At 47.1% G+C, this 15,938-nt stretch carries 17 protein-coding genes and 2 tRNA genes; 5 read left to right on the top strand and 14 right to left on the bottom strand.

Annotated features, from left to right (window positions below):
- Window positions 1–53: 53 nt before the first annotated feature.
- The 3 genes from ubiM to rplU all read right to left on the bottom strand — a co-directional run bounded on the left by ubiM (window position 54) and on the right by rplU (window position 2,121).
- Complete coding sequence (gene ubiM, locus FAH67_RS00370; RefSeq protein WP_003680095.1) at window positions 54–1,238, bottom strand: 5-demethoxyubiquinol-8 5-hydroxylase UbiM; 1,185 nt, start codon at window positions 1,236–1,238, stop codon at window positions 54–56.
- 274 nt (window positions 1,239–1,512) lie between these two features.
- The gene (rpmA, locus tag FAH67_RS00365) at window positions 1,513–1,785 is read right to left on the bottom strand and encodes a 50S ribosomal protein L27 (RefSeq protein WP_002212328.1); all 273 of its coding nucleotides are present in this window, start codon (window positions 1,783–1,785) and stop codon (window positions 1,513–1,515) included.
- 27 nt (window positions 1,786–1,812) lie between these two features.
- Window positions 1,813–2,121 carry a 50S ribosomal protein L21 gene (gene rplU, locus FAH67_RS00360; RefSeq protein ID WP_002216394.1) on the bottom strand — a complete coding sequence of 103 codons (309 nt, stop codon included), beginning with the start codon at window positions 2,119–2,121 and terminating at the stop codon, window positions 1,813–1,815.
- A 263-nt stretch (window positions 2,122–2,384) separates the two neighbouring features.
- Here rplU and ispB point away from each other — a divergent pair, with 263 nt between their 5' ends.
- The 3 genes from ispB (at window position 2,385) to FAH67_RS00345 (ending at window position 3,903) form a co-directional block, all read left to right on the top strand.
- Window positions 2,385–3,359 carry an octaprenyl diphosphate synthase gene (ispB, locus tag FAH67_RS00355; protein ID WP_003680096.1) on the top strand — a complete coding sequence of 325 codons (975 nt, stop codon included), beginning with the start codon at window positions 2,385–2,387 and terminating at the stop codon, window positions 3,357–3,359.
- 4 nt (window positions 3,360–3,363) lie between these two features.
- Window positions 3,364–3,810, top strand: a complete 447-nt coding sequence (locus FAH67_RS00350; RefSeq protein ID WP_003680097.1) for a DUF441 domain-containing protein — start codon at window positions 3,364–3,366, stop codon at window positions 3,808–3,810.
- Window positions 3,811–3,828: 18 nt separating this feature from the next.
- Window positions 3,829–3,903, top strand: a tRNA-Arg gene (locus FAH67_RS00345).
- 105 nt (window positions 3,904–4,008) lie between these two features.
- Here FAH67_RS00345 and FAH67_RS00340 read toward each other — a convergent pair.
- Both FAH67_RS00340 and FAH67_RS00335 read right to left on the bottom strand, forming a co-directional pair.
- Entirely contained in the window at window positions 4,009–5,166 is a 1,158-nt protein-coding gene (locus FAH67_RS00340) for an NnrS family protein (protein ID WP_003680098.1), read from the bottom strand.
- Between the two features lie 86 nt (window positions 5,167–5,252).
- A complete protein-coding gene (locus tag FAH67_RS00335) occupies window positions 5,253–5,633 on the bottom strand; it encodes a hemerythrin domain-containing protein (protein WP_003680099.1) in 381 nt (126 codons plus the stop codon).
- A gap of 147 nt (window positions 5,634–5,780) precedes the next feature.
- Between FAH67_RS00335 and FAH67_RS00330 the strand changes: the two genes are divergently transcribed.
- Both FAH67_RS00330 and FAH67_RS00325 read left to right on the top strand, forming a co-directional pair.
- Window positions 5,781–6,239: an RrF2 family transcriptional regulator gene (locus FAH67_RS00330; RefSeq protein ID WP_003680100.1), complete on the top strand. Its 459-nt coding sequence runs from the start codon at window positions 5,781–5,783 to the stop codon at window positions 6,237–6,239.
- A gap of 534 nt (window positions 6,240–6,773) precedes the next feature.
- Window positions 6,774–8,081 carry a YadA-like family protein gene (locus FAH67_RS00325; RefSeq protein WP_244284778.1) on the top strand — a complete coding sequence of 436 codons (1,308 nt, stop codon included), beginning with the start codon at window positions 6,774–6,776 and terminating at the stop codon, window positions 8,079–8,081.
- Between the two features lie 486 nt (window positions 8,082–8,567).
- Here FAH67_RS00325 and FAH67_RS00320 read toward each other — a convergent pair.
- From FAH67_RS00320 to FAH67_RS00280, 9 genes are all read right to left on the bottom strand, one after another.
- A tRNA-Ile gene (locus FAH67_RS00320) sits at window positions 8,568–8,643 on the bottom strand.
- Window positions 8,644–8,736: 93 nt separating this feature from the next.
- The gene (gene folP, locus FAH67_RS00315; RefSeq protein WP_003680102.1) at window positions 8,737–9,588 is read right to left on the bottom strand and encodes a dihydropteroate synthase; all 852 of its coding nucleotides are present in this window, start codon (window positions 9,586–9,588) and stop codon (window positions 8,737–8,739) included.
- 84 nt (window positions 9,589–9,672) lie between these two features.
- Entirely contained in the window at window positions 9,673–11,334 is a 1,662-nt protein-coding gene (locus FAH67_RS00310) for an electron transfer flavoprotein-ubiquinone oxidoreductase (RefSeq protein ID WP_003680104.1), read from the bottom strand.
- A gap of 132 nt (window positions 11,335–11,466) precedes the next feature.
- On the bottom strand, window positions 11,467–11,901 hold the full coding sequence (locus FAH67_RS00305) for an ExbD/TolR family protein (RefSeq protein WP_003680106.1): 435 nt from the start codon (window positions 11,899–11,901) through the stop codon (window positions 11,467–11,469).
- Window positions 11,902–11,904: 3 nt separating this feature from the next.
- Window positions 11,905–12,564 carry a MotA/TolQ/ExbB proton channel family protein gene (locus FAH67_RS00300; RefSeq protein ID WP_003680108.1) on the bottom strand — a complete coding sequence of 220 codons (660 nt, stop codon included), beginning with the start codon at window positions 12,562–12,564 and terminating at the stop codon, window positions 11,905–11,907.
- A gap of 102 nt (window positions 12,565–12,666) precedes the next feature.
- Window positions 12,667–13,596, bottom strand: coding sequence for an energy transducer TonB (locus FAH67_RS00295; RefSeq protein ID WP_003680110.1), 930 nt, complete (start codon window positions 13,594–13,596; stop codon window positions 12,667–12,669).
- Between the two features lie 352 nt (window positions 13,597–13,948).
- Window positions 13,949–14,845: a tyrosine recombinase XerC gene (locus FAH67_RS00290; RefSeq protein ID WP_039863761.1), complete on the bottom strand. Its 897-nt coding sequence runs from the start codon at window positions 14,843–14,845 to the stop codon at window positions 13,949–13,951.
- Window positions 14,846–15,063: 218 nt separating this feature from the next.
- A complete protein-coding gene (locus FAH67_RS00285) occupies window positions 15,064–15,312 on the bottom strand; it encodes a hypothetical protein (protein WP_003680115.1) in 249 nt (82 codons plus the stop codon).
- A gap of 61 nt (window positions 15,313–15,373) precedes the next feature.
- Window positions 15,374–15,793: an acyl-CoA thioesterase gene (locus FAH67_RS00280; protein WP_003680116.1), complete on the bottom strand. Its 420-nt coding sequence runs from the start codon at window positions 15,791–15,793 to the stop codon at window positions 15,374–15,376.
- Window positions 15,794–15,938: the final 145 nt, after the last annotated feature.

The raw sequence follows: 15,938 nt of genomic DNA, 5'->3' as shown, positions 1-15,938 counted from the left end.
ACAAGGCCGTCTGAAACTTTAATCGTTCAGACGGCCTTTTATGTTTTAAACAATTAACCGGTCAATTGTTTGGTAATCAGTTTTTTCAGCGGAGGGAAGTTATTGCTTGCACGCAATACCAAACCGCGCAGCAGTTTCGCCGGAGCAGTTTCATTGGTGAAGAGTTTCAGCAGCATATTGGTGCCGTGGTAAATCGGATGGGCGTGGAGCATATGCTTGGTGCTGTATTTTTCCAGGAGGCTCTTCGCACCAATATCCTGACCGCGTTGCTCGGCTTCGAGAACCAATTTAGCCAAGAGATCGGCACTTGCCAGACCCAAGTTGAAACCGTGCGCAGTAACCGGATGCATACCGACTGCGGCATCGCCGATCAACGCGCTGCGTTTGCCGTAGAAACGTTGGGCAATCATGCCGACCAAAGGATAATTGTGAATGGTGCTGACCAATTCCATATCGCCCAAACGGCCTTTGAGTTGCTCTTTCACGCTGGCTGCCAACTCTTCCGGCGACATATTTTTAATCGTTTCGGCTTTATCGCTGTCCACTGTAATCACTGTATTGGTCAAATGCTCTTCCAAAGGCAGCAACGCAATGGTGCGGCCGTAGTGGAAGCATTCATATGCAGTATGCAGGTTGGACAAAGTATGCTTCATGCGGCACACAAACATGGTACGGCTGTAATCGTGCATATCGGAAGAAATGCCCAATTGACGGCGCGTTTGCGAGAAACGGCTATCGGCGGCCAACAACAGACGGCCGGTCAATACTTCGCCGCTTTCCAAAATAACTTGCGCCTCATCGTCAGAAGTTTTGACTTCTTTAACATTGGTGCCGGTCAGGATTTTCACGTTGTCCAATTTGGACACGACTTCATAAGCGGCTTTGCGGATATTGTGGTTGGAGATCAAATAGCCCAAGCAGTCCGCAGGCTCGCCGCGCGCCTGAGTCGGTTGCGGGAAATGGAGCTGGTAATCGGAATGGCCGTTCAACACTTTGGCATCGCGCAAAGGATAAATTTCGTCTTTTGGAATCAAATCCCACATACCCAATCGCTGCATGATTTCACGCGACAGATGCGTCAGTGCGATTTCACGGCCGTCATACGGCGGATTTTGCAACACTTCTAAAGGACTTCTTTCAATCAGGGTTATGTTCAAACCGCTTCCGGCCAACTCTGCGGCAAAACTTAATCCGGCAGGGCCTGCGCCGACGACGAGAATATCACTGTGTAAGCTCATGGGAGGAATTCCTTGTATTCAACTGATACGGATTTTTTCAGACGGCCTTAAGTTTACTGTGTTTAGCTACAGGAGGGCAAATCAAAGGCATTTGATAGATTATATAGAAAGAGTTGATAGAATAAAACAAAGGTCATCGATTGTAAGCACGTTTTTACTTTGGCCTTAATATAAATCAAGCTTCACGACATACGGATTTTATCAAACAGACAAAACCGTCTGACAAACAAAAACCGCATTCCAAAAAGGAATGCGGCTTTCAATCGTAAAACGATTATTCTTCAGAACCGGTGTAAGGACGGATGCTGACGGTTTTACGGTTCAGCGCGCCTTTGGTTTTGAATTCAACGTAACCGTCGACTTTAGCAAACAAAGTGTGGTCTTTGCCCATGCCTACGTTGTCACCTGCGTGGAATTTAGTACCACGTTGACGAACGATGATAGAGCCTGCCGGAATCAGCTCGTTGCCGTAGGCTTTAACACCCAAGCGTTTGGCTTCTGAATCGCGACCGTTGCGGGTGCTACCGCCTGCTTTTTTACTTGCCATTTGTAATACTCCTGAACTTACTTGAAATTAGGCAATTGCCACGATTTCGATTTGGGTGAAATTTTGGCGATGGCCTTGGCGTTTTTGGTAGTGTTTGCGACGACGCATTTTGAAAATGCGTACTTTCTCGCCACGACCATGAGCAACGACTTTAGCTGTTACTTTTGCGCCTTCGATAAAAGGTGCGCCTACTTTTACAGATTCGCCGTCAGCAATCATCAAAACTTCAGTCAGTTCGATTTGGCTGTCGAGTTCGGCTGGTATCTGTTCTACTTTCAATTTTTCGCCAACGGAAACTTTATATTGTTTACCGCCGGTTTTTACGACCGCGTACATACTCAACTCCATGAGAATTAGGTTAACTTTCCGCACACCATGTGCGAAACGAGGTATTCTATTTCTATTTACCTGTTTTGTCAAAATTTATTTCATTTACAAGTGAAAAGGCCGTCTGAAAGATATGTTGCATGCTTTTTAACTGATATAATCACGCGCTGGATTGCTGATATCTTTATGCAACGTTATTACCCCGACCGAATGTACGGGTTTAAACAGATTCATTGGAGCTCCCGCTCCGTTTTGTCAACAGAGAATGTTTTATGCTCGAAAACCTGCCTTACTTCCAACGCCACCTGCCCGATGACCTTGCCAAAGTTAATGTGGTCATCAACCAAGCTGTTCAATCCGATGTCGCGCTGATTTCGCAAATCGGCACATACATCATCAGCGCAGGCGGTAAGCGCCTGCGTCCGATTATTACCATTTTGGCAGGCAAAGCAGTCGGGCATGACGATGAAAAACTGTACTCGCTGGCAGCAATGGTGGAATTCATCCACACCTCTACCCTCCTGCACGACGATGTCGTCGATGAAAGCGATTTGCGCCGTGGTCGTAAAACGGCCAACAACCTCTTCGGCAACGCGGCGGCTGTTTTGGTCGGCGACTTCCTATATACACGCGCCTTCCAACTGATGGTTGGTTCGGGCAGCATGCGTATTTTGGAAGTGATGGCAGATGCGACCAACATCATTGCCGAAGGCGAAGTCATGCAGCTGATGAACATCGGCAATACGGATATTACCGAAGAGCAATACCTCCAAGTTATCCAATACAAAACAGCAAAACTGTTTGAAGCTGCCGCTCAAGTCGGCGCAATTTTGGGCAAGGCTTCCCCCGAACACGAGCAAGCCTTGAAAGACTACGGCATGTATGTCGGTACGGCTTTCCAAATCATTGACGATGTATTGGACTACTCTGGCGAAACCGAAGAAATCGGCAAAAACGTCGGCGACGATTTGGCAGAAGGCAAACCTACCCTGCCATTGATTTATTTGATGAGAAACGGCTCCGAGCTGGCAGCAAACGATGTGCGCCACGCCTTGGAAAATGCCGACCGTAGCTATTTTGAAAAAATCCACGACTATGTCGTCAACTCCGACGCTTTGCCGTATTCGATTTCCGAGGCGAAAAAAGCCGTCGACAAAGCCATCGCTTCATTGAACGTGTTGCCTGACAGCGAAGTCAAAGATGCCATGATCCAACTGGCAAAAGAATCCTTGGCCCGAGTATCTTAATCCGATGAATTTCAGCTTTGTCCCTTTGTTTCTGGTTACGCTGATTTTTTTAGGCGTTGTCAGCAACAACAACTCGATTACAATTTCAGCGGCCGTCTTATTGTTGATGCAGCAAACCGCTTTGTCGCAATACATTCCCTTCGTGGAAAAACACGGCCTGCAAGTGGGCATCATTATTCTGACCATCAGCGTATTGAGTCCGCTGGTTTCAGGCAAAATACAGATTCCGCCGCTGTCCGAGTTTCTCAATTTCAAAATGATTACCGCCATCCTGATCGGCATCTTTGTCTCTTGGCTTGCCGGACGCGGCGTTCCATTGATGAGCGAACAGCCTGTTTTGGTAACCGGTTTATTAATCGGCACAGTCATCGGCGTTGCTTTTCTTGGCGGCATTCCGGTCGGCCCCTTAATTGCCGCCGGCTTATTGTCTTTTTTTGCCGGAAAGGTTTAAAATCCCCTCCTTTAACGCCTCGCCATAGTTCAACGGATAGAACGTATGCCTCCTAAGCGTAAAATACAGGTTCGATTCCTGTTGGCGAGGCCACAATTTCAATAAAAGCCTTTCATACTTTGAAAGGCTTTTTTATTATCAATAAATAAAGGGGGCCGTCTGAAACTTTTCAGACGGCCTTTTCATTTTGCCAAACCGTTAACCCGGACGGCCATCCGAACGCGGACGGATCAGCCAAGGAATATATTTCCATGCGTACAACAGCAGAGATACGGCGAACAAGGCGGCGGAGCAACGGATACTGTGTATGTATGCCGTACCGCTCACAAAGGTAGCCAAAACACGGATAACCGTTGCGGCAATCATCAGCCAAAAGGCGACAGGAACCACTTTAGGCGGCGGATAAATAGAGTTGCCGGTATGGCCAAGCGCAGTTCGCGCCATCATACCCAAAGTCAGTACGCCGATACCGCCAACGCCGATAAGGTGTACGCCCAAATTCAGGAAACTTGAAATCCAATAAGAAAGACCGACAGCAATCAAACCCAAGCCTGTAAACAGATAGCCTGCAAACAAAATCCAAAGCATAGGTTCTTTCAGTACGGCTTTATACCACCAGCGGTACACCTGCACGGTAAAAATCACACCGGCAGCAATAGAGAACAAAGCAGCCAATTCCGGCAATATGTTATGCGCCATCATCATGGCAGTCAGCATAGGCAGCCAAAGCGATGCGTGCGCGACCCATTGAGGGCTGGGAATTTGCGGTACATTCAAACGTTTGGACGTGAAGAACGAGATAATCCGCATACCGATCAAACCGATAAAACCGGCCACCATAATCAAACCGGATTGCAAACCGGTCATCAGCGCGATGGCATCAAACGGCTGCATTTTCATATGGAACGCGAAATGGGTACCACCCAAAACAAAAATAGCAAATACGGCAACATAGTTGCGCTTGTTTTGAGAACGGATTACCGGCAAAGCCATACACACCGCGCCATACCAGAAAAAGATCGTGCCGAATATGCCGCTTGCCGTCGCACCCCAGCCGGGAATAAACGCACACAAACGCGCAAGCAGCCAAAATGCGGTCAAACCTGCCAACGCCTTACCGCGTGTAGGCGGCTGGCCAGTCCAAGTTGCCACGGCCGTCAGCAAGAATGCAATGACAACCAATCCGGCGTAGCCCCAAATCATTTCATGGGCATGCCAATACAAACCCGGCAATTCAGGCGTACCCTGATAGCCGAAGCCCCAAAGCAATATAGACAATGCGCCATACAAAGCCGCCAACGAGTAAAACGGGCGGAAGGCCATTGCCCATACAGGATGTTTGAACAAATCGTTCATGGTGGTTCCTTCTATTTTTATATCATCATAAGACAGCAACAGAGGCCGTCTGAAACTTTTCAGACGGCCATCAATTCCCTTCCCTATTACACATTCTCAGGCAAAGGCAAAAAAGGTTCAATCGCAGGAAAAAGCTCGCGCTCCTCAAAACGCGCATGATCGCGCAAAATTACCGCAAAATCCTTATTCCATGATTCATTCATATATTCGGGATGAGCCATCATCGCACGCAGCTTGGCATGATCGTCTTCAAAACGCTGCCTCAACGCCTGATCAACCTTATCCCAATACGGCGCAAACATGGTTTCTTCCTCCAAAAAATGTGGCTCAAGCTCCACAAAATGAGGATCCAGCTCCGCTTGATGGCTTTGCTCCGGCGTACGCAGGAGACGGACGCACAACGACAGCGAGCCATGATGCTCGCGGGAAAGTTCTATTAAGGCAGGGTGACGTTTCAAGGGTTTCATAAGTTCGTTATAATGGCAACAGTTTGTCAAACTGGATTAATTTAAATGTTTCAGATATTATGAAACCCAATCCCACATAAAGTCAAACAACCCTTTACCAAACACTACCCTTTTGACATATAAGAAAAAATATTCAAAGAGCCAGCTATGTATCTGACCCAACATACCGATTACGGATTGCGCGTATTGGTTTATACCGCCATTAACGATGACACCCTCGTCAATATCAGCACCATTGCCGAGACTTACAATATTTCCAAAAGCCACTTGATGAAAGTGGTTACCTCATTAGTCAAAGGCGGATTTCTGGTCAGCGTGCGCGGTAAAGGCGGCGGTTTGCGCTTGGCGGATGTTCCAGAAAAAATCAACATCGGCGCAGTCGTGCGCCATCTTGAGCCGATGCAGGTTGTCGAATGTATGGGCGAAAACAACGAATGCCTCATTACCCCATCCTGCCGACTGACCGGCATCATTACCGGCGCCATCAAAGCTTTCTTCAACCATTTAGATCAATACTCCCTGCAAGATCTTTTGGACAAACCAACCTACGACATACTCTATACCCCGCGTATCCCCATCAACGAAATACGCAGAATGGTTGATTAAACTTTCAGGCCGTCTGAAAAACAGTCCGGCTATATTGAAATAATCATCAGCCTCTCAACATAGGGGGATGTGGTATTACTCGGAAAAATAAAAAATGCCGTCTGAAATTAAGATTTTCAAACAGCATTGTTAATTTTAAAATAATAGAAAGATATCGACCAGTATTAGAATGTTAAGAATTGAAGAACTTAACGATCTTTCCCCAGCACTATAACAGTGATGACTTTTTATAGCCTCTAATTCTAATATAGATTAGAGGCTTTTCTTTAACTGCTATTAAGTGGCTATTTATGCGTTCACAATGACTACTAAAATCAATTAATTTTTAAAATAATGTCTTGCCTTTTATTTTCTGTTAGAATGACCGTCCTCAATTATTTTCTTGACAAAGGAGCAAAACAATGAAAATCATTAAGCAAGCAAGCAAGCAAGCAAGCAAGCAAGCAAAATAGTCTAACCCGCCTTTCTTTAATTACTCTACTTATTTCCACTTCTTTTTATCCTGTTCAGTCTGTTGCGGCTACAGTTTCTAATGTGAACGATAAAACCTATAGCTTCCAAGGCGGTCAGGTCACTACCGGTGATGGAAAATATAAAAGTACAGTTAATATTGCGATTGGTAATAATTCTACTGCTCAAGGTTTTAACTCAATTGCGCTTGGGGATGGTTCAGTCGTAGTAAGTGAAGAGGGGAAAGGTATTGCTATCGGTTATAAAGCAGAAACAAAGGGTAAAGACACATATGATAATATTGTCATCGGCTTTGAAACAAAAGCATCATCGAAAGCCAATAGATCTATTGCTATGGGTTATAAGGCAAGTGTTGCAGATGGGGCGAGTACAGCAGCATTTGGTGAAAGTGCTACAGTGTCTAAATTGCCTGCAAATAAAACAACGCCAATCAATGGCACGTCTAAGCAAGTTGTTACTGACGGTAGCGGTAATGTAACAAATGTTATTGGAACCTCTCAAAATGAAGAAGCTGTAATTAACAGTTATGGCGCAACTTTCGGTAGCCAAGCATTTGGTTATAAAGCTTCATCGCACGGACTACTCGCCAATTCATTCGGTGCGTTCAGCACTACAGGGGCAACAGGTGCTAGCGCATACGGTGCGCAAAGTGAAGCATTAGGTAAATTCAGTACAGCCATTGGCTTTAATTCAAAGGCAAGACAAAAGGATTCCTCGGCATTCGGGTATTTTGCTGAAGCCAACGCAAAAGATTCATTGGCATTAGGTGCAAATAGCACAGCAGAAAAAGAAAAATCGGTTGCTTTAGGTAATTATTCTATTGCCGACCGTGCCAACACCGTTTCAGTGGGAAGTAAAACAGCGAACTATCGTCGCCAAATCGTCAATGTCGCTGATGGTACAGAAGATTATGATGCAGTAAATGTTCGTCAGTTAAATGCAGTAGAAGCTAAAATTGGTCAAGTGAATAATCAATTTACACAAGTTGATACCCATTTAAATCGAACAGATTTACGTATTAACCGCGTCGGCGCAAGTGCGGCGGCGTTGGCTTCATTAAAACCTGCACAATTAGGCGAAGATGATAAATTTGCGTTGTCTTTGGGTGTTGGAAGTTATAAAAATGCGCAAGCGGTGGCAATGGGTGCAGTGTTTAAACCAGCTGAAAACGTACTACTCAATGTAGCAGGTAGTTTTTCTGGTTCGGAAAAAACCTTTGGCGCAGGTGTTTCTTGGAAATTCGGTAACAAATCAAAACCTGCGGTTTCAACACAAAGTGCGGTCAATTCTGCGGAAGTTTTGCAATTGCGACAAGAAATGTCGGCAATGCAAAAAGAATTGGATGAATTGAAAAAAGCATTAAGAAAATAATCTTTAAACTAAGTGAGTAAGGGCGTGATGTACGCCCTTTTTATTAGATATTTTTAAAGTATGAAAAGCGCGGTAAAAATTTTATGCAGGAACGCGTTCTGTTACGAGCATTTGTAGTTTTCGTAAAATAACATTAGCAAGCAAAAAGTAACTGCTCGCCATTTACTTATTCCCTAGTCAAAAAGTACGCCAAGCATCTTCCCAGTCAACGTAACGGTCTTTTTCCAATACAAAATTGGGAACGTTATATACAATCCCGGTCCATATGGTTGATAATCAAAATCAAATTTACCCTCAACGACTATAAGGGTGTCAATGTGATAAGCCCTTTTCAGCCTAAAAAAGCATTACCTAAATGTGCTTTAACCTTTTGTATCCATTTTATAGGTTGATTTTTATGCCGTTGTTCACATTATATTCCAACCCTTCACAAACCAATAAATACAAAAATGCCCGAAGCCAAAAGCCTCGGGCATTTTTAATATTTGGTGGGTCCGGTGGGTTTCGAACCCACGACCAAGGGATTATGAGTCCCCTGCTCTAACCCCTGAGCTACAGACCCGCCAAGAGTAGAAGCGGATTATAGCATAACTTGTTGCTTGTTCAAGATGTCGGCCAAATGTTTCAGACGGCCTGTTGGTTTTCTATTCGGGTATTATGCCGATACGCCCAATGCTTCCCAAACTTTCAAAGCGTCCGATGTTGCTTTGACATCGTGAACACGGATGATTTGCGCACCTCTAGCCACTGTGGCCAAAGCGGCTGCGACGCTGCCGTGTACGCGTTTGGCGGCATCTTGTTCGCCTGTCAGCTCGCCAATCATACGTTTACGCGATACGCCGATCAGGAGTGGGAATTCGGTTGCTTCCATCAATTCAGGTAAATGTTTTATCAGGGTAATGTTGTGTTGCAGGTTTTTGCCGAAACCGAAGCCGGGGTCTAGCGTAATGCGTTCAGGGGCAATGCCTGCTTGAACGCATTCTGCCGCGCGTACTTTTAAATAACGCGCGACTTCTTCGACGACATCTTGATATTGCGGATTAAGCTGCATGGTTTTGGGCAAACCCTGCATGTGCATGAGACACACGCCCGTCTTCGGCTGTTGCGCCAGCAATGCGACTGCGCCTTCATCACTCAATGCGGCAACATCATTGATAATATCGATGCCGCCTTGCGCCAAGGCTTTTTCCATGATCACCGTGCGGCGCGTGTCCAAGCTGACGGGAACATTCCACTTGGCGACTTCCGCCAAAACCGGCTGCACCCTGACCCATTCTTCTTCAAGAGAAACATCATCCGAACCTGGACGGGTAGATTCGCCGCCGATATCGAGAATATCCGCACCGTCTTTCAGCAGCTGCTCGGCATGTGCCAATGCTATTTGGACATTTTGCGAATAGGTGCCGCCATCAGAAAATGAATCGGGGGTCAGATTGACGATGCCCATGATTTTCGGTTTGTCTAAGGCGATTTCAAATCGGCCTGCCTGCCAAATGTGCGTGTTCATAATGCTTCCATTGATAAAATAATAGGATAGAGGCCGTCTGAAACTTTTCAGACGGCCTTTAGGTTTTGACTTCAAAACAGTAAATTACATTCCGCCGTAATTCGGTCCGCTCGCGCCTTCGGGACAAATCCAAGTGATGTTTTGCGTCGGGTCTTTGATGTCGCATGTTTTGCAGTGCACGCAGTTGGCGGAGTTGATTTGCAGGCACGGACTACCGTTTTCTTCGACGATTTCATACACGCCGGCCGGACAATAACGCGTTTCGGGCGAGGCGTATTCTTTGTAGTTTACGTCTATCATGACCTCCGGATTTTTCAGCACCAAATGGTCGGGCTGGTTTTCTTCGTGCGCAAGGTTGGCAAGGAAAACGCTGCTCAAACGGTCGAAGGTCAATACGCCGTCGGGCTTCGGATAATCAATCGGCTTGCATTCGGCGGCTTTTTTGAGTTGCTCGTTGTCTTTGCCGTGATGTTTCAAAGTCCACGGGGCTTTGCCTCTGAAAATCATCTGGTCAATGCCGGTATAAAGCGAGCCGAGGTAAACGCCCCATTTGAATGACGGGCGGACATTGCGTGCGGCGTAAAGCTCTTGATACAGCCAGCTTTGTTCGAAACGTTGCTGATAATCCGCTGCCTCTTCGCCGCTGTCAAAGCTTTCCACTTCTTCAAGGTTTTCCAACAAGGGGAACACGGCTTCAGCGGCGAGCATAGCGGACTTCATCGCGGTATGGATGCCTTTGATGCGCGGCATATTGAGGAAACCCGCCGCATCTCCGATTAAAACGCCGCCCTTAAACGAGAGCTTCGGCAGGCTTTGCAAACCGCCTTCAATCAGCGAACGCGCGCCGTAAGCGATGCGGCGGCCGCCTGCAAAGGTTTTGCGGATTTCGGGGTGGGTTTTGAAGCGTTGGAACTCTTCAAACGGCGACAGATAAGGGTTTTGATAATCCAAGCCGACCACGAAGCCGACGGCGACCTTGTTGTCGTCGAAATGGTAAACAAACGCGCCGCCGTAGGTTTTGCTGTCCAGCGGCCAGCCCGCGCTATGCACCACCAAACCGGGCTGATGTTTTTCAGACGGCACTTCCCAAATCTCTTTGATGCCCAAGCCGTAAGTTTGCGGCTGGCTGTTTTGGTCAAGCTTGAATTGTTCGATGATTTGCTTGGAAAGTGAACCCCGGCAGCCTTCGGCAAACAGAGTTTGCTGCGCCCAAAGCTCCATACCGGGCTGGAAACTGTCGGTCGGTTCACCGTCTTTGCCAATGCCCATATTGCCGGTTGCAATGCCTTTGACCGAACCGTCTTCGTGATACAGCACTTCGGCGGCGGCAAAGCCCGGATAGATTTCCACGCCCATATTTTCCGCCTGTTCCGCCAACCAGCGCACGACTTCGCCCAAGCTGACGATGTAGTTGCCGTGATTGTCGAAATTGGGGGTCACGGGCAGATTGAACGCTTTTTTCTCCGTCAGGAACAACACTTTGTCCTGCGTTACCGCACGCGTTAGCGGCGCGCCTTTTTCTTTCCAGTCGGGAATCAGCTCGTTCAGTGCAATCGGATCGATGACCGCGCCCGCCAGCGAATGCGCACCCGCTTCAGAACCTTTCTCCACCACGCAAACGCTGATTTCGCGCCCGTTTTTTTCGGCAAGCTGCTTGAGTTTGATGGCGGCGGACAAACCCGACGGGCCTGCGCCGACAATCACGACATCGTATTGCATACTGTCGCGGGTGATGGATTCTGTCATGGCGGTTCCTGTATTGTCGTTATTGAATTTAATCCGCTAATTATACAGCCTGGACATATAGTTACCAAATACAACAAAAGGCCGTCTGAAACTTTACTCAAATTTCAGACGGCCTTTACTGTGCTCAAAAGATTATTGCGCTTTGGTTTCCGTTACAAAACCGATTTTACTGATACCGGCTTCGCGCGCCGCTTGCAGGGCTTGGTTAACGTAATCGTATTCAACCGCTTTATCCGCCGCAATCGCCACAATCACATCTTCGTTTTTCGCTTTAGCCTCTTTCAGCTTGGCAGTTACCGTTGCCAAATCCACTTTGGTATCCGAATCGCCGCCAACGACATAAGCACCACTGGCATCAATGCTCAAACGCAAAGGATCTTTAGACTGCTTATCCTCTTTTGCCGCTTTTTCCGAAGCAGTCGGCAACTCCAAAGGAATCGAGTGGGTCAGCACCGGCATGGTAATCATAAATACAATCAGCAACACCAGCATCACGTCCACCAAAGGTGTAACGTTGATATCCGACATCGGCGCATCATCGCCTGAATTCATTGATCCGAAAGCCATGGTTTAATCCTTTTGGTTCAGAAGGCGGACATGCAGGTCATGTGCAAATGCGTCCATATCTTGCGCGATGGTTTTTGTACCGCGGTTGAGGAAGTTGTACGCCAATACGGCCGGAATCGCCACAAACAGGCCGACAGCAGTCGATACCAAAGCTTCGCCAATCGGGCCGGCTACCGCAGCAATGCTCATTTGGCCGCTTTCGCTGATGCCGATCAGGGCATGGTAAATACCCCAAACCGTACCCAACAGGCCGATAAACGGAGCGGTTGCACCGATAGAGGCCAAAGCGGTCATACCGTAGTCGAACTGGCGCATGGTTTGGGTCAAACTGTTACGGATGTGAACAACCAAGTATTCGTTCAAAGGCAATTCGTCAATCAGCGATTTGCTTGTCGTTTGACGGTAATTTTGGTATGCGCGCAGAGACTCATCGGCAACATTGCTCATCGGAGCTTCTACCGCTTTGGCTTTTTGTACGGCATCAGCCAGCGTAAACGCATTCAGCATCAACTCTTTTACCTGAGCATTGCCTTTTTTCGCTTTGCGGTATTTGATGCAGCGGATCACAATGACGCTCCAAGTCACCACACTCATCAACAACATCAGGACAAATACACCAATCAGTACCACATCACCTGATTTGAAAACTAAACTTAAATCCATAATTTTTCCAAGTTAAAAATAAAATTAAAATTTCTATCGGGTCATTTAAAATCATTCCCCAACAGCATATATTTTCCAATCAATCAGCTTAGGCCTAGATACTTATTCGAGCATGAATTTGACAGGTACTTTAAATTCAGTCCAAACGCTTGCATGACAGCTGCCATTTTTAACGGCTTTACGCGCTGCATTATCCAGACGACTATAACCACTTGATTTATTCACACTAATTGAATCCACTTTACCGCTGGGACCAACCAAGACTTTCAAAACAACCAAGCCCTCTTCACCATTTTCAGTGGATAGTGAAGGATACGGAGGTCTTGGAATATGGCAGGTTCCTTTTGCAGGATTGCCTTTACTGCTGCCGGCACCTATACCGCTGCCACCACCTCCGCCACCGGTACCGGAACCATGTTCGCCTTTCGCACCACCGCTACCGGATCCGCTGCCTTCGCCACGGCCGCTGCCTGTACCTTTCGTACCGCCGCCGTTGCCTTTTCCTTCTCCACCTAAGGCTTTGCCTTCGCCGTTGCCTTTACCGTTTTCCGCAGTATTCGGCCCGGTTTTGCTGCCTGAGTGTTCAGATGCCTTGGGAGATGGTTTAGGTTCTGCCTTCGGCTCTGGTTTTGGTTCAGGTTTTGGCTCGGGCTTCGGCTCAGGTTTGGGTTCTGGCTTAGGCTCGGGCTTAGGTTTCTCAATAGGTTTCGGTTTTTCCTTTTGCTGTACGATATCCGCTTTTTCTTTTTTCGTTACCACAGGTTTGATAACGGGTTTGGGTGGCTCGACAGGCTTAGGTTTGGGTTTCGGCTTGGGTTTCGGTTGTTCGGGGGTAGGCTCGGGGGCGGCAGGTGCGCCTTCTCCCTCAGGGCTGCCGTCGCCACCGCCGAAATCGCCCAAATCGACAAATTCAATATTCGCCATTTCGACAGGAGGCGGTTTGTGCGCGTGCCATAAAAGTGCAACCAAACCGACGTGAATCAACGCAACGGAAGTCACGACGGCTGGAGTTAAAATTCGTTTTTTATCCATAATTCCGTTATGTTAATAGCAACAATTCCTGTTTGCAAGTCGTTTTGCAGTCAAAATAAGCATTAATGCTTATATAGAAAGTTTATAGACCTGCTGTTTTAAAGGCTGCATATCATAATATGATATTAGCTCTCATTACTAATATTATCAAACAAAAGGCCGTCTGAAAAGATAAGCGGTATTAAAAAAGCCATCGACTCTTACAATCTTTATGCCATCCGCACATCAGACCAATATTGAAACCTCATCAGACCGATAAAATTTCAAATGGTTTCAAATCATCTGTATTTTTTATCCATAAAACATCAGGCCGTCTGAAAACATTCTTTCAGACGGCCTGATTCAAACAAAATCATTTTTTCCGTTTCGCCCTTGGGTGCGCTTCATCATAAACACGCGCCAAATGGTCGAAATCCAGCTTTGTATAAACTTGCGTAGCAGAAAGGTTGCTGTGTCCCAACAATTCCTGCACGGCACGGATATCGCCCGATGCCTGTAAAAGATGGGTTGCATAGCTGTGGCGCATCATGTGCGGCGAGATATGGCTGGCACTGCCCACGCGCACCGCCCACGCCTGCAGGCGTTTTTGGATTTGACGTTGCCCCAGCCTGCCGCCGTTCTTATTGGTGAACAAGGCCTGCTCGCCCTCTTTGGCAATACGCACTGCCAGATAATCACGCAATGCCGCAATGCTTTTAGCCACCAAAGGCACTTGCCGCTGCTTGCCGCCTTTACCCTTCACACTGACCCAGCCTTCGTCCAAAACGATACCGTCCAGATTCAAACCTTGTATCTCGCTCAGGCGCAAACCGCTACCATACATCAATTCAAACATGGCCTTATCGCGCACATCCAGCTCGTCATCAACAGGCGCATGGTCAAGGATATGGTTTAAAGGTTCTTGCGGTAGTGCTTTGGGCAGGCGTTCGGGCAGGCGCGGCGCTTTCATATTAAATGTCGGGTCGCTTTCCATGACTTCTATCTGCACCAGCCAACTGCAATACTGCCGCCATACCGACAATTTCCGCGCCAAACTGCTTTCGCTCAAGCCCTTTTGCGACAGCTTTTTCAATACCGCCACAAAATCGCGGCGCGTCGGCAGGCCGTTTTCAAGATTATCGGGCAACAGGCGCATCAACTCACTCAAATCGCGCCAATAAGCGGAAACGGTATGCTCCGACTTGCCTTGTTGTAGCAAGGTTTTCAGATAGCGTTCAAGATGAAACGCAAAATGGTTTGATTCCGCCATTTCAGACGGCCTCCAATCTAGGGCATTATTCTCCACCGCATTCTGCCCCAGCACGCCCCCTACCTGTGCGTTGAACAGGGCATTGGTGTTGGTGCTGCCGCCGGCTTTCAGGCTGCTTTGCCGGCTTTGGCGGTAGTGTTGGTTTTGCTCTTTGCCGGCGGATTTAAAGCCGAAACCGGCTTCGACGGGCAGCAGGGCGGCGCCAAAAATTATCTGCGTTAAAGTTCATTTTCATAGTAAGGTGTTAAAAAAATATTCTCCTCTTCCCAAGGAGAAGATACGCCATTTTGATTCATAAATATTTCATAATTATAAAAATCTTTATCATAATCTCCATATGTAATTTTCATTCCTTTTAACCACATGGCATCACATTCGTCACATAGAATAATTTCTTTCAAAATGTATTTTGATTTAAAAATATACAATATTCCTTGGTTGCAGCGCGGACATATTTTTGGATTCATAATGTATCTCTAATCTATTTTATTACAGGGTAAGCAGAAATAATTTTCCCGGTATTAGGAACTACAATACCGTTTTCAATGCCGAAGGCAAACGGCAGACACGCTGCTTGCCATAATCGAAACACACCATGCCTGTCTGCACTTTCGCCAGTACAAGGCCGTCTGAAATCCTGCGGATACGGTACAGCAAAGAAAAGCCCACTCCGGCCACGCCCGCCGCCCCCATTTCTACCGACAGATCATCGCCATGATGACCTTGCGCCAAATACTGCACCGCCGCATCCGCCATAATCAGGCCTGCCCCACCGGCATCCATTTCGCTCCAACCCAGCGTCGCCAGCCAACGCATCCGCACTTCATGGCACAAACGCAACACCGCATCGTTCGCCAGATGGCCGCCATAGTTCACATCGCCCACCTGCACCGTCAAGGCCGTCTGAAACAAAGGCTTATCACACTCGGCCACCGAAATCCTATCCATTTTGCACACCCGTTTTCAATACCACGCCATTATAAACCGAGACCCTGTTCGTTAATATATAAAAACAATGTAACAGCTTGTAGTCTTTCATTTCAAAAAACATTATAATTTATCGGATAAATTTACCCTTCACTACTTCAGGAGC

The sequence above is a fragment of the Neisseria flavescens genome (genome assembly GCF_005221285.1).
Lineage (GTDB): Bacteria > Pseudomonadota > Gammaproteobacteria > Burkholderiales > Neisseriaceae > Neisseria > Neisseria flavescens.
This window is presented reverse-complemented; position numbering and strand designations above follow the sequence as displayed.